Annotated in this window: 13 protein-coding genes; 4 read left to right on the top strand and 9 right to left on the bottom strand. The window is 53.3% G+C overall.

What is annotated here, in order from left to right; all coding sequences use genetic code 11:
* Positions 1-144: 144 nt before the first annotated feature.
* Positions 145-594 (bottom strand): SMI1/KNR4 family protein, encoded by a 450-nt coding sequence (locus tag ARC85_RS18790; protein ID WP_286715842.1) that lies wholly within the window; start codon positions 592-594, stop codon positions 145-147.
* A 101-nt stretch (positions 595-695) separates the two neighbouring features.
* Entirely contained in the window at positions 696-1,613 is a 918-nt protein-coding gene (locus ARC85_RS18785) for a LysR family transcriptional regulator (RefSeq protein WP_286715839.1), read from the bottom strand.
* A 139-nt stretch (positions 1,614-1,752) separates the two neighbouring features.
* Between ARC85_RS18785 and ARC85_RS18780 the strand changes: the two genes are divergently transcribed.
* The 4 genes from ARC85_RS18780 (at position 1,753) to ARC85_RS18765 (ending at position 6,588) form a co-directional block, all read left to right on the top strand.
* Entirely contained in the window at positions 1,753-2,508 is a 756-nt protein-coding gene (locus ARC85_RS18780) for an SDR family oxidoreductase (RefSeq protein ID WP_286715836.1), read from the top strand.
* A gap of 710 nt (positions 2,509-3,218) precedes the next feature.
* The gene (locus tag ARC85_RS18775; protein WP_286715833.1) at positions 3,219-4,187 is read left to right on the top strand and encodes an integron integrase; all 969 of its coding nucleotides are present in this window, start codon (positions 3,219-3,221) and stop codon (positions 4,185-4,187) included.
* A 627-nt stretch (positions 4,188-4,814) separates the two neighbouring features.
* On the top strand, positions 4,815-5,075 hold the full coding sequence (locus ARC85_RS18770) for a hypothetical protein (protein WP_011783360.1): 261 nt from the start codon (positions 4,815-4,817) through the stop codon (positions 5,073-5,075).
* A 55-nt stretch (positions 5,076-5,130) separates the two neighbouring features.
* A complete protein-coding gene (locus tag ARC85_RS18765; RefSeq protein WP_286715831.1) occupies positions 5,131-6,588 on the top strand; it encodes a hypothetical protein in 1,458 nt (485 codons plus the stop codon).
* Between the two features lie 169 nt (positions 6,589-6,757).
* Here the strand turns inward: ARC85_RS18765 and ARC85_RS18760 are convergent, their stop codons facing one another.
* The 7 genes from ARC85_RS18760 to ARC85_RS18730 form a co-directional block, all read right to left on the bottom strand.
* Positions 6,758-7,273: a hypothetical protein gene (locus tag ARC85_RS18760; RefSeq protein ID WP_286715830.1), complete on the bottom strand. Its 516-nt coding sequence runs from the start codon at positions 7,271-7,273 to the stop codon at positions 6,758-6,760.
* 23 nt (positions 7,274-7,296) lie between these two features.
* Positions 7,297-7,896: a hypothetical protein gene (locus ARC85_RS18755; protein WP_286715828.1), complete on the bottom strand. Its 600-nt coding sequence runs from the start codon at positions 7,894-7,896 to the stop codon at positions 7,297-7,299.
* Positions 7,893-8,414, bottom strand: coding sequence for a PilZ domain-containing protein (locus tag ARC85_RS18750; protein WP_286715826.1), 522 nt, complete (start codon positions 8,412-8,414; stop codon positions 7,893-7,895). Before ARC85_RS18750 ends, ARC85_RS18755 begins: the two co-directional genes overlap by 4 nt.
* Before the next feature lie 118 nt (positions 8,415-8,532).
* Positions 8,533-10,773 carry a hypothetical protein gene (locus ARC85_RS18745; protein ID WP_286715824.1) on the bottom strand — a complete coding sequence of 747 codons (2,241 nt, stop codon included), beginning with the start codon at positions 10,771-10,773 and terminating at the stop codon, positions 8,533-8,535.
* A gap of 14 nt (positions 10,774-10,787) precedes the next feature.
* Entirely contained in the window at positions 10,788-11,435 is a 648-nt protein-coding gene (locus ARC85_RS18740; RefSeq protein ID WP_011783368.1) for a hypothetical protein, read from the bottom strand.
* Between the two features lie 433 nt (positions 11,436-11,868).
* Positions 11,869-12,384 carry a L5-gp82 domain-containing phage-derived protein gene (locus ARC85_RS18735; protein WP_286715822.1) on the bottom strand — a complete coding sequence of 172 codons (516 nt, stop codon included), beginning with the start codon at positions 12,382-12,384 and terminating at the stop codon, positions 11,869-11,871.
* Positions 12,385-12,415: 31 nt separating this feature from the next.
* Complete coding sequence (locus tag ARC85_RS18730; protein ID WP_286715820.1) at positions 12,416-13,465, bottom strand: phosphoadenosine phosphosulfate reductase domain-containing protein; 1,050 nt, start codon at positions 13,463-13,465, stop codon at positions 12,416-12,418.
* Positions 13,466-13,627 lie beyond the last annotated feature (162 nt).

Here is a 13,627-nt window from a genome sequence, read left to right as displayed (position 1 = left end):
CCTGATGCTACCAAAACCGAGGGGGATTTCGGGGTTTTTCTACAGCCTCAACGCCAATGTTCAGCGGCCGGTTTGGAGGCGCGGTCGCGCCGGAAAACCGGTCCGGTGGAGGCCCGAAGGGCCGGAACGAACTGGAACGACTGGTTAGGCATCTTCCTCGGCGACCAAACCTGCAACGAACTCAGTAAACGAACCCGCTAAGAATGAGCAACTCTCCTTTTCTTGTGCGCGCTCATGGTCCCAAAAGTATATTTTTCCGAAATAATCGCCGGAAATACCGATGCAAAAAAAGTTACCTCCTGGATCGCTGGCGAAAGGGATGATGCCCTTTGGCAGGTATTCCTTTAGGCCTTCGGTTACAGAATCCAGACGACTATAGGTCGGCCCATTATGTAGACCCAGAGAATCGTTCCAAACTTCTGCGGGCTCGTGAGCGCCTGGCCAACAAACCAAGTATTTTTCAGGAGTTCCACCATTATGCAGAATTAGGAAGCTCCGATAGTCTTCCGGCAACCTGGCACCAATATCTTTTTCAAACTGCTCAAGCTCATCGAGCTTTATTGCGCCATATTTGTTGGAATCTTCGACATCCATTCTGTAATGCCTAACGCCTGAGCTCAGGTGCGTTTGAGGCGACGCCCGCTTTTGCGACAGCAAAAGTGGGTGGCGGGTCAAACGTCACCTGCAGCGATTTGTTATGTTTCATATTCCCCGCCCTTTCGCGAATCCCGCCTTATATCCTTCATCTGCTGTGACATCAAGCGAATGAACTCTTTGACTTTGAAGGGCAAGTACGAACGGGACGGGTAGACGGCATGGATGGGAAAGGCCTTTAGTGCCTGATCCGGGAAGAGTTGAATGAGCTTGCCCTGCTCGATTTCTTCTCTGAACAGCCATAAAGGGCCGTGGTGTATACCTGCGCCGTCCAATACCAGCGTCCGAACGGCTGCTGCGCTGTTAACGGTGATATTGGCTTTTAAATATTCGACACTATGGTGCCTGCCGTCAGCGAAGCTTATTGGGGCGCGCCCTTGGCCGGGCGAATAAAGAATAAACTCGTGATCATCGAGTTCGGATAGGACCTTTGGTGTTCCGCGGCGGGCTAGGTATTGCGGGCTTGCGACGATGACGCGGGGGTTGTCGCCCAGCGGCTTGGCGTAGAGGGAGGAGTCTGACAATTCACCAACCCGGACAGCGACATCAATGTTTTGCTCCACGAGATTTTCGAAGTGGCTCCCCAGGAGCAACTCGACAGACAGGTCACTCGCTCGCTGCTGCATATTTCTGACGACCGGCACAACGAACTGGACACCAAAATCCGCAGGAGCCGCAATCCGCAGGGTGCCTTGCAACTGCGCCACGCCGCCGCGTATTTCTTCTTCAAGCGCGGCCTGTTCGTCAACAATGAGGCGCAGCCTGTCGTAATATCTCTGTCCGAGTTCTGTGGGGGTAGACCGCTGCGTCGAGCGGCGCAACAACTTAACCGCCAAGCGCTTTTCCAGGGCGGCAATCTTACGGCTTACCGATGAAGGCTCCACGCCCAGCAGTTCGGCAGCTGCTTTTAAGCTCCCCGACTCGACAACTTGGAGAAAAATCTGCTCGACACTCGCCATTCTTATTGCGTTTTTTGCATTTATTAATTGACAAATTATCCTCTTCGTTCGGCTGCCGCAAGTACGTATGCTGATTCCAGTGCCGGACAAGCAGTGCTGCTCGGTGCGAGAAACGACCTAACTTCAACGGGAGAATACGATGACTACAGCAAACCTCAACGGAAAAGTCGCCCTGGTGGCAGGAGGTGCCAAGAACCTTGGCGGGCTTATCAGCCGAGACTTTGCCAGCGACGGGGCAAAAGTGGTGGTGCATTACAACAGCGCGGGCACTGAAAGTGACGCGAACAACACGGTGCAAGCGATTGCCGATATGGGTGGAGAAGCCATCGCGATTCAAGGCGATCTCACCAAAGCAGCCAATGTCACCGCATTATTTGAACAGGCGAAGGATCATTTTGGTGGTATCGACATTGCCGTGAATACAGTTGGAAAAGTGCTGCGAAAGCCGATGATTGAAACATCGGAAGCGGAGTTTGACCTGATGTTGGCTGTGAATGCCAAAAGTGCCTATTTCTTCTTGAAGGAGGCGGGGCTGCATCTAAACGACAACGGTAAAATCATCACCATCGTCACTTCCCTGTTAGCAGCTTTTACTGACGGCTATTCCACCTATGCGGGTGGTAAAGCGCCGGTCGAGCATTTCACACGGGCTGCCGCCAAAGAATTCTCTGCGCGCGGAATCTCCGTGAACAATATTGGCCCCGGCCCGATGGACACGCCGTTCTTTTATGGTGAGGAAACCCCTGAACGGGTGGCGTATCACAAGTCACAGGGCATGGGTAATCAGCTTACCCATATCGAAGACATTGCCCCGATTGTAAAATTCCTGGCCAGCGACGGTCGCTGGATTACGGGACAGACGATTTTTGCCAATGGTGGATATACCACGCGTTAGATGACAGGCTATCGCCCTTGTTGTTGGTAACAAGGGCGGTAGCCGAAAAAAGGGGGATCAAGATGAGGACTTTGCTATTTCTGCTTGGGGGCGTGCTCCTATGGGCTGTCATTTTCTATGTAGCACGATTGGCAGGAACCCAGCCGGAGAACCGCTGGCTAACAGCGGCCATTTTCGGAACGATCTGGTTCATCGTGGCCGCCTGGAATATGTGGGTCGGAGTGACGTCAGCCGGCTATTCGTTCTGGGAGGAATTACCGATTTTCCTACTGATCTTTGTTGCACCTTTGGGCGTGGCTGTACTCAGCATTTACAAATTACGCGGGTAGCGATTTCGGGCTTGCAACCAAGTCCCCTAGATGAAACATAACAGCTTATTAGCGTGAATTCTCATTAAACCGCAACGAAACCACCCCGTCAAAAACCACTTCACACACCGAATACTCATTTTTTTCAGAGTCTTATTGGCCTGCTTCGGGCCATTGTCGGGCCTTTAGATTTGTGAAAAGCGTGCACGCGGTTTATCCGTGCGCGGTTTTGCACGTTAAAACCAAAGCATTAAAAAATTACCGTTTTAAATCAGACTTCTACAGAGGCGCCTTGTGAAAAACGTGCACAGCCACGCACGTTAAACCGCAGAAAATTTGGCGTTATTGCGGCCTTTTTATTATAACTGTACATCCATACAGCATTAGCCAAGGAGGGCGACTGTGGCTAAATCACCGTTTCTGGAATCGGTTCGCACAGAGATCAGAACTAAGCAGTACAGCTACCGCACCGAGCAGTCTTATCTCTACTGGATCCGCCAATTCATCCTCTTTAACGACAAGAAACACCCAGAGGTGATGGGTAATCACGAGATTGAGCGCTTTCTGAATCACCTCGCCGTCAATCGTGGAGTCAGCCCAGGTACTCAGAATCAGGCTCTGTGCGCGATTATTTTTGTCTACAAGCATGTGCTTAGACGGGAGATTGAGAATCTCCAGTACAAGATGACGAAGACCCCTCGTCGCATGCCGACCGTTCTTAATCCCGATGAAGTAGCTTCGATTCTCCACCGCATGGAAGGCGAGTATTGGCTCATTACCGCTCTGCTCTATGGATGCGGTTTGAGAATCAACGAAGCGCTATCACTTCGCATCAAAGATATTGATTTGAAGAGCCGCAATCTGCTCGTATTCAACGGCAAAGGGCGGAAAGACCGATACACACTGATTCCAGGAAATCTCAGAGATAACCTTGAACGACAAATCGCCCACGCAAGGTCCGTGCACGAGTCTGATCTAGCCGATGGATTTGGCCTTACTTCGGTGCCCGCCTCACTGCATAAGAAGTACGGGCCGGTTATGAAGGACTTGGGATGGCAATACCTATTCCCATCTTCGACAAGATGCGTTCACCCCATCGCTGGCTATGTGTGCCGGCACCATCTTCATCGTTCTTCTTATTCGCGGCAACTGAGGCAGGCGGTTCTGGATAGCGGCACCACCAAACGAGTGTCAGCACACACCTTTAGGCATGCTTTCGCGACGGAGTTATTGAGATCAGGGAGTGATATTCGAACAGTTCAGGAAATCCTCGGCCACAGCGATATTCGGACGACTGAAATCTACACCCACATTATTGGCGATCGACGAGCTGGAACAGTTAGTCCATTTGATCGCTTGCCAGGTTCTTGAGAAGCGACCAAGCGCTTAACTGGGGCAGATAACGCCAAGGATATGAGGTACTCCGAATGTTCGCTTTTGTTTAAAAGCCTGAATGTATGCAGGTTCCCTTGCCACTCCTAGCCTATGAGTGAACCTAACTCGATCAGATTCCCCTCCCTAGTTCCTCTTCGTCGCGGTAAAAAGTTCGCTTTCCAATGTCGGTGTACGTGGCACTGAACGGGTCAACGAAGCTGAATGGCCATAATCCTTATGCCTACCTGAAAGGTGTGCGCGCAAAAGTAAAAATCACTCGACAACTCGTATGTCTTCCTGACAAAGCCTTCTCATGCGATCCCCTGCCTCACACTATTCTTATGAACAAAACCTAAGGTGCTTAGAAAAAACTATGCAAATTCGTATTCTGAGGCTGCATATCAACGCCGGTCATTTTGTGAGCCAAGGGGTTCTACGGATGTACTAGTCGCCGGCTCAGTTGAAAAGCGCAACCAAGAATCCGAATGTGTACAAATGAGTGCCGTTTTATACACATTAAAGAGGCCGCAGAATGTATACACGTCCTTCTTCATAATTTCCCTGAAATTAAGATAGTAATCAGATATTTAAGTCAAATGTACACAGTCCATGTGAAAACTGTATATGATCGCCGTGGAGATCGATGGATGGTCCAACCATGGCGAGCATTTGTCGGATCACATTTCCGATCGTGAGCGGGGACTATTTTTTGCCAGCCATGACTGGCTCACCTTCCGCGTCGCTCACGGCCAGGCAATCAATAATCCAGGCATGCTGGTGGATGCCATTGCCAATGCCATGAATTACCGCCAGCCGGTCGATCGCCAGAGTATTCAGCTTGAGGAAATTCCTCACAAGCACGGTATCTGGTACCGGTTGGTCTGACTGGTTTTCTCTTGCGCACCTTCGGGGCGCTCCCATAGTGCAATAAGGAGTAGTTATGCAGTCTTCCTTGTCTGGTATGTCCAAGAAGTTGTTGGTGTTGGCGCTCGCCTCCGTTCTTGTCGGTTGTGGTGGCGGTGGTGGTTCTGGTGGTGGTGACGATGCTGGTGGTAGTGGTGGGAGTGGAGGTCTGCCGGCTGACTCTACTCCCGATGCTAGTGTTGGTGACTCTACAGATAGTCCTTCGGAGAATCCGGAGACTCCCGACACGGTAGCGGCTGTTCAGTGGGATACCCAGGCCACAGCGATGCGGGATGTCGGTACCAATGGCGGAGATCCCACTATTGCGATTAGCGCCTCTGGTAATGTGGCGGTCGCCTGGATTGAAAAAGAGTATCCGTACTCTGTATGGGCGCGGTTCTATGACAAGTCATCGGACACCTGGGGGCAGGCCACCCAGATTGACAAGGGTGGGGTAGACGCTGATACCTACTATGACCGGACGAATCCCCAGGTCACGTTTGTCGGAGAAACGGCAATTGTGGTTTGGGATCAGGAAGGCGTGGTTTATTCGTCTATTCATGACGAAAACGGTTGGAGTGGAAACCCGCAGGTAATCGGTGGCCAGGATATGACGATTCAGGCTATCGGGGTCAGTATTGCCCCTTTGCAGGATGGTTCGGGCGCGCTCGCCATGTACGAGCTGCGTGATAATTCGGTGTTCGATTCTGTCCCTTCTATGCGCTCTGCAGAGTTCTCGTTGGCCACAGGAACCTGGTCGGCTCCTGTTGATGTTGGTCTGGTTGGCAGCACGGTTAGCTACGGCGTTCAGATGGTTACCGATCCAGAGTCCGGGCACATTCATGCGGCGTGGGAGGCTCCTAAGGCTGGCGGTACCGGCGCCAATGCGCTGGTCACCGCGTCCTATAAGGATGGTGCTTGGGGTTCTGTTGAGCTGATTGACTACCAGTACATCAATTCCGCAACGATTCGGCCGGATCCTTCTGGTGATCGCCCGATACTGATTTGGGCGGGCCAGGGTATGAATGACGGCATCACGGCGGCACGGTATTCCGATGCTGATGGCTGGGTGCTGACAGATATTGGGAACTATGGAACCGACACTACGGACATCGAGTCTGTGACACTGGCGGACGGAGATATTGTTATCGCATACGGTGCGACGACTTCCAACGGCATTGATCATATTGTTCGGCAGCGTATGGAGATCGATGATGGGGTTTGGTCGGATGCCGTGCCAACAGACAACTCTTACATGGTTGATGAGCCGAGCCTTGCCGCTGATGCCCTGGGGCGTGCTGTACTTGCCTACCGCAACATCAACACCTGGGTAACCGATTACACCGAGGAGAACGGGTGGTCTGCTGATTTCCAGCCGCTTCGATACAACAGCGGCGCAGAAAACAAGGTGGTAATGAATGCCGCTGGTGAGGCTGCTCTGATCTGGTCGAATACCAACAACGGCCGCGGAGTGTATGTGTTGTTCGGTCAGTGATCATGCCGGGTGGGGTTCGCTCCGCCCGGTATTAAAGATGACTGCGCTGCTGAGTTGCAGGTGATGATATAGTGGTCACCGATATGATAGTCGGCAAACTTAGTATCGCGTAGAAGTCGGGCCCTTGAGGTTCGCAATGAAAAGGCAGGCCAAAATTGGTCTGCCTTTTTTATGGGCTGGGCGAGGGCGTAGTTTCGTCCTGATCGCTTTCTTCAGCAAGGTTAAGGTCTTTCCCAAACTCAAGTGCAAGATCCAGTTCCAGCATCCATTGTTCGTCGTACTCATAGGTATAGCCGGCCCAGGGGTCATGCTTGCTTACCGGCAGATTCTCAAATGTGTCGGTTGGCTCCACCTCTTCGGCCAGAACCAGTTTCAGGTTATCCAGTATCCGATCAACGTCAGCCAGGCGGTAGTCGCCGTCCGGCAGGGGAGTGAGCGGAGGATTGAATGCTTGTGCGTACAACTCAAAAATGGAGCCGGTTATGTGTTCCGGGAAATTCTGATCATCAGGTAGGGGGTCGTTTTTTTCGTCGACTTTGCTGATAGACAGAAGATTCTCGTAGTTCCCGAGGAATCCGGCTACCCGGTCACCGTTTGGCAGAAACGCGATGACTTCGGTGAGCTGAAATCTCTGAACCGGTATGCCCTTGGTGGTTTTGGCGCACCGCCAGCTGGCTATTCCCATGGAAGCCTCCTGTTATCGCCTGGTTAGGCTGGACTGATTCTGACGGTGAACTCTTCGTCGTTGTCGTCGAAGCAATGTGCCAGGTCGTTCTCTACGCGATCAATGACCGTGTTGGGGTGATCTTCCTCAGTTTTGGGGTTGCTCCAATGGATCCGTTGCCCGGGCATCCCCTGTTCCGCACTTGAGACTTCCTCTGGGCAGGCATGACCTGCTATCGGAGCTTTGGGGCGGATTCTTGCGCTGCCGACAGCTCTGAGACTGGCACCCTTGAGCTTTTTGTTTTCGGACTCAAGGATTGCCGTGATCCGGGCTTCAAACTCATCATGGAGCTCCATCTGATCTCTGTAACGGTCTGGTGCTGGCGTGTGAGGCAGCATGATCCGGGCAATGCTTCGATCCTTGGGGTGAGTTTTTATTCGCAGCAATCTCTTGTAGTTGGTCTCCAGGCGAACGGGATCCCCGCCATTCATCATCGGATTCCGTTCTTCCATTTCAGTCAGCGTGCTACCGAGCGTGAGGGCGCAATCCCACAACGCTACTCGCCGCTCCCATGAACCGGCGCATTTAATGGATGGCATATCGAGCTCGGCGACCAGGAAAAACGACGATCCTTTTGCGGTCATTGGCTGTCTCCGGCTTTTTCAAGGCATTGGTTCATATTCAGGGCGTGCAGGAAGCCCTCGAGTCGCGAGATTGAGTTTTCGACCTGGATGCGCCGGATATTTGCTGTCCACCCAAGGCGAAACTCTGCTCCGATCAATAGGTGGTCATTCTGTTTCCGGGTGTGGCGAACAACGGCTCCTACCTGGAAGGGTGGGATGCCTGTGTAAGCACCATTGGTGTCGACCTCAAGCCAGATGGCATCACCTTCGTTAAACGTCGTGGTAGACCGAATCAGCATGCCGCTGCGGGAAAAATCCAGCGGTTCACACTTTGTCCAGGGGGTGTTTTCACCCTGCTTGGCGAGCCTGACTTTCGCATGGAAACCCGGCATCGGGAGTCGTGGATCTAGCCGGCGATCACCGTCATACAGTGCATGAGTGACCTGGGCCAACTCTGTGCTCAGATCTTCGGTTTTGAAAGCCGACAGTCCGAATGTGCTCGCTTGGTCATTGTGGTCCGTCATAAAGGGGTCAGCCATTAAGATTGTTCTCCTGCAGTCTTTAGGCAATCATTGAGGTCAAGCTTGTTACACAATGATACGCGTGTGCTGCGCCGCTCTGGGTGGTGCACCGTCATACGCCTGGTTGCTATTCCTGTTAACCAGGTGCCATTCGCTCCATTTCGCGCTCCTGGCGTTCCAGTTCCTCGTAGGCATCGGCCATTCGATACTCGGCGGCTTCCCAGCTGGCTTCTGCTGCGCGGTCGCACATCACCTTTTTTGTGTTCTCATCAAGACCTGAGTAGCTTATTTTTTGAATCAGGTGGCGCCGAATATCCTCTAAGGTGCTCTGCTCGTAGATCGTTGTGGGCAGGCTGCATCGCTTTGAGCCAAATTGATCATCCAGATCAATGGTGAGCATCAGGGTCTCGGACATTGCGTGATCGCCAGCGACGGTTGCTTCCTGGTCGTCCAGTGTTTGCCCGTGCAGCAAAGCAACAGTGGATGCCATGAGTCGACTGGCTTCGTCAGCATCACGGTAGGAGTTGTCTTTGAACAGTGGTTCGCCTTTCCATTTTAAGAAGGGTAGGGCGCTGGTGTGGATTTCCGTGCAACGTGCGCGCGCGTCCTCTGATAGCCAGTGGCCAGCACTGAGGGCTTTGGTACCGAGATCGTCGATTTCGTAACTCACCATTCCCACGGGGAAGGCTCGGTTGGCGAGGCTGGTTGTTTTGCCGAACTCAACTGCAGCTTTTATGGCTTTTGGGTTCGCCTCTGATTTTTGAACGGCCGCAATGACTTTCAGGGTTTCGCCCTCCGGCCGCCTGATTCTGATATCGCATTTCTCAGGCTCGCCTGGGCGTTCGGTGAATACGATTTCGCTGTCGGGTCGATCAGCCGATGACCGAGAGCCGACAAACGCCGGCAGGCCCAAGGTCAGCTTCGTGGATCGCAATTCGCTATACCCGGTTAGCGCACAGAGCTTGGTGAGCTTCTGCAGGTTGGCTTTGTTTGCGTCACCACCAAAGCCCGGTACCAGAACTTCTTTGGCAACTTCGCGGATGCCGGTTTGAATGCTGGCGAGCTGATCGCCAAAAGTTACCGTGTCGTCAGGCAAGTGAGCTTTGACGGCATTGCGCCAACGGGTTTCCAGCTTACTAAGCTTCTCAGCCGTTTTTTCTGGGTTGAAGCTAGGCGGTAGGTTGTCCGATGCGTCGCTTAAAATGGCGAGACGATTCTGAGCGGCTTCCTCAAGTTCCTGCCCAGTGCCCCTGGGCGAGCTGACGATCATGGGGTTGTGTTCAGGGCGGAATACCCGAATCAGGTTGTCCGAGGCTGCGCTGTGTTCCGTGGCGATGGCTGGGCGGCCTCGTTCATCCTGAAAAACCAGAACAAGGTTGTCCTCCGTGTTACCCAGCTTCATCAGCCGTTCATAGTCCAGCTGGCTATCCGTATCCAGGTAGTGAATTGTCGGTTCAATATTGTTGAACTCGGTGCTTTTACCGGCATCGATCAGTGTTCGCAGCACGGCTTCTACGGGAAGACGATCTCGCAGAGTTGGTGCGCCAATGAGTTCGTTGAAGCTTTCCCTAAGCGGTGCGTTTTCAAATCCTTCAACAATGCGTTGTTGCCAGTATTCGGGAGTGGCCACACCCTCAATGAGCGGAAGATCAAATCGCATATCTCGGGCGCTTGCCACCAGAAACGCATTGATGCTCTGGGCGGCTTTTTCGAGGTCGCCATGGTCGTCCAGCGCCTCGTAGAACTCCCGGGCAAGAATCAGGGTCTCCCGTTCGTTTAATCTGGGCCTGGCGACATCATTTCCTGTTACCGGGAATTGCTCATCGAGATATTTCTGAAGATCCTCCTGGTACGCCAGTGTCATTTCAGCGTCAATGATTGGTCGGGCTTCCATTGGGCGCATGCCAACCTGCTGTTTCGCCAGTGCGATAGCCCGCGCGAGGTTTTTCCGGCCGATTGCTGACTGTGTAAACGGAAGAAAGGCCACGCTTTCCTGATCGTGCTCGGAAACCTCCTTTAGCACTTTGACCGAATTCTGAAATGCTCTGGCTATGTTGGTTACCACGACTTTCGAGGTAAGGCTGCTTTCTGGCTCCACGAGATCGTTTAAGGCGCCCTGCATTCTTTGATATTGCTGAATTAACTGATGTCGGCGGTGTCGAGGTGTTGGGGCCGGGTCCAGCAACGACATATCTGACCGTCCGTCACTACTTGTCGGCACCTTAACGGTAAAGCTGTCGAAGGGGATGGCCGTTTCCTGGGCCATAAACAGTGCCGTTGAAATCTGCCGTGCCAGTGTTCGTCGGTCGATTGTTTGTGGGTCGGTCATGTTTACCTGGGAGACCAGTTCATTCAGCGTTCGTTTATTAATTGGCATGTTGATCTCCCGGATTAAAGGCTGGGTGCGTCGCGAACGTCGTCATCGTTCTGTGCATCACGGACAAACTGGAGCTCTCTTACCTGCTGGCGGGCCAGGTCCATGGTGAGACCGGTGATCTGGCTTGTGCCAATCAGTTGATGCTCCATGGTTTTGGTTAGGTCTCTCAAATGCTTCTGATCGATGGAGTAAAGGTCTGCCCAGGTCTTTTCGCGGGACTCTGGGCGGAAAAGGTCGGCATTTTTGGGGCGGCGATTATTCGCAGCCATGATGATTTCGCTTATCTCGATAGCGGCCGGAAGATCGGCAATTTGTGGATGCTTCTCCATTATTGCTCCGCGCTCCCGAGCAATGACTGGTGGCATGTCCATAGGAATTGAGTGGTATGTGCTGAGGGTGTCCGCTTCTTCGTACACCGATATGTGATCGTGGAAGGTCTTAATGGCGGGAGCGATCTGTTGCCATGCATCGTCTGACTTAATGACCTGCCATGGCATCCGGCCATCCAGAAACTGAGCAACAACCAGTGGATCAACATTCAAGTAGGCTCTGAGGCCGGGTGTCTTCGCTTGTTCGCGCTCAATGTCGTCCAGTGTCGAAGTAACGCTGACTAGCTCGGATTCGCCTTTCATCAGCATGTGAATATTTGTCGTGGTTGGCATCGTATGTGTCTCGCGCTGTTGATGTGCCGTGCGATTGGCATAAACAGATTAAAAAGCCGTATGTGATCTGTGGATAGTTTATCAAACGAATCCGCAATGAAAGCTGTTTAGTGGCGTTTGGCGATGCTTGGCAGAGTGTATTGTTGCTTTTGCGCTACGCTCTTTTTGCTTTGAGGCAATCGCGTTGCGATTGAAGGACAGAGATTGCTTGGACTGGCCTGCTTGGGCGCAGGCCAGGTCGCGCTTGCCGCTGGCGGCGCGCTCTTTTGGGAGGCCAAAAAAAACCCAACCGGTTTGGTTGGGCCAGGAGATGCACGTGACACCTGTGAGAATATGGTGCTCTCGCACCGGAGGATTACACTACACATAGAATAAGATCAGGGGCTTGCGGGCTCTGACCTTAGAATCATGATAGGGACTGTAGTATAAAAAATCAATCCCCGATCGGCTTCTGCGGCGCGGGTGGGGCGCTCAGCCAGATGTCTGCCTGATAGGCCCAGGCGTGATCGATTCGAGTGATTGTCTGGTCTGGCCGGCTTCTCAGGAAGAAGTGCGACTTAATGAACGGGAAATAGGTGACCCTTAGCTGCTTTGTCGTTACGGAGGCTGGCGGATGATCGCAGCAGCTCTCGAAGATCCCTTCTGACCACGCGTGGACATTCCGAACGCCTTGCTCAACAGCTTTCAGGCGCGTTTTCTCTCGCACGATCAGGTTCGCATCGGTTAGCTCTATGGCTGGCGCATAGCCCAATACCAGGCCTTTGTGCGGGCCTTGAAGCGCCCGAACGGAGTATTGGCCGTTGTTAAGGTTTCGGTACACGCGTACTCGCTCGCCCCTCTTGGGTGCCGGCCGATTCTTGAAGCTCACCCAGGGGGATCGGTTCTCGGCGTCATTTGCGGGCTTTTGGTCTGGTCGTTGGGTCGTCAAGCGTTCGGGACTGCTGAGCATTGTCGTTCTCCGGTAGTGGGTTGCGGACCGCTTATTGCGGCCCGTCATTCACGCCGTAGGCGCCGGCGGGGAGTTCCCACTGATCCGGGCTGACGATGATGGGTTGGTCGTAGGTAGTGCCCATGGCCAGTGCCACGCGCTCCGGTGTTGCTGCCGCGTAGGGCTTGCCGGCGTCCGCTACCTGATGCAGTGAGGCGCCGTGCTTCATGGTGTGGCCCAATTCATCTTCGATAGCGGCCATCTGGTGGAAGCCCTGTGCGTCGATTTCGCGCAGTGTGGCAAAGTTGTTGGCGCTGCCGAAGATGCAGTAGGCACAGCTGCAGCGAGAGTAGCCAAGGATGTAGGCAGGGTGTGGTTGAACCCCCCAGCGCTTCATGCAAGCCCAGATATCGGCCTCAGACCAGTCCAGAACCGGGCGCCAGGCATCAACGTGGCGTGCCAGTCGCCCTTCACGGCGGTCGCTGCGGTGCGGCTCGAAGCGCAGATATTTGCTTCTGTTAGCGCTCTCTTCTGCGCGCTCGCCTGTGATGAACAATGTGCGCTTGTTGCAGAAGCGGGTCTGGCCAGTCAGTGCCTTGGAGCCAACGTCGATTTTTGTATAGCTTGAACAGAATCGTTTTGACATGTCTGGGCTGATGGCCGGAAACATGCGACGGGTGCTTTCCTGGCCGCGGTTACCGCCTGTGGTGACGGTGTGTCCACCTGGTACTTCAAAGCACGTCGGCTTGGTCAGCTCGTTTCGTCGCATCATCTCGCCGGTGATGCCGTTCACCTTCCAGGAGTAGTACAGGGGCAGCTCAAACGCCCGGGCCAGAGCTTCCAGGTACGCATCGGTAACGGGCCAATCCCAGACGCGTGGCTCGTCCTTCCCGCCGTCGACACGGTGGTGCCAAAGTTCGATCTTGCTGCGAGGTACGCCGTTCTCCAGGAGGTGGAGCAGGCAGCACACGCTGTCTTTTCCGCCGCTGATGGCCACGATGTAGTGGTCGTAGCTGTGCAGGTCGATCTCGCCAAACTTGTCCCGGGGATCTGGTGCGTCAGTGATGTCGAATAGTGCGATTTGCTTTTTTTCTGTGGTCATTTGCAAGCCCTCCATGTGTTTTATAGTACGCGGATGGCGTACCTTTTTCAACCATGAAATGGCCGCAACATAATGTTTTTCTGGATATTTCTAGTTTTATTGCAACCATATAAAAAAGGGCTTTTTGAGCCAGCTATGGGGATTCGCGCATGCCTCTGGCTC

Source organism: Marinobacter sp. tcs-11 (assembly GCF_002049515.1).
GTDB lineage: Bacteria > Pseudomonadota > Gammaproteobacteria > Pseudomonadales > Oleiphilaceae > Marinobacter > Marinobacter nauticus.
Note: the sequence above shows the minus strand (reverse complement) of the source record. Positions and strands in the feature narration are given on the sequence as shown.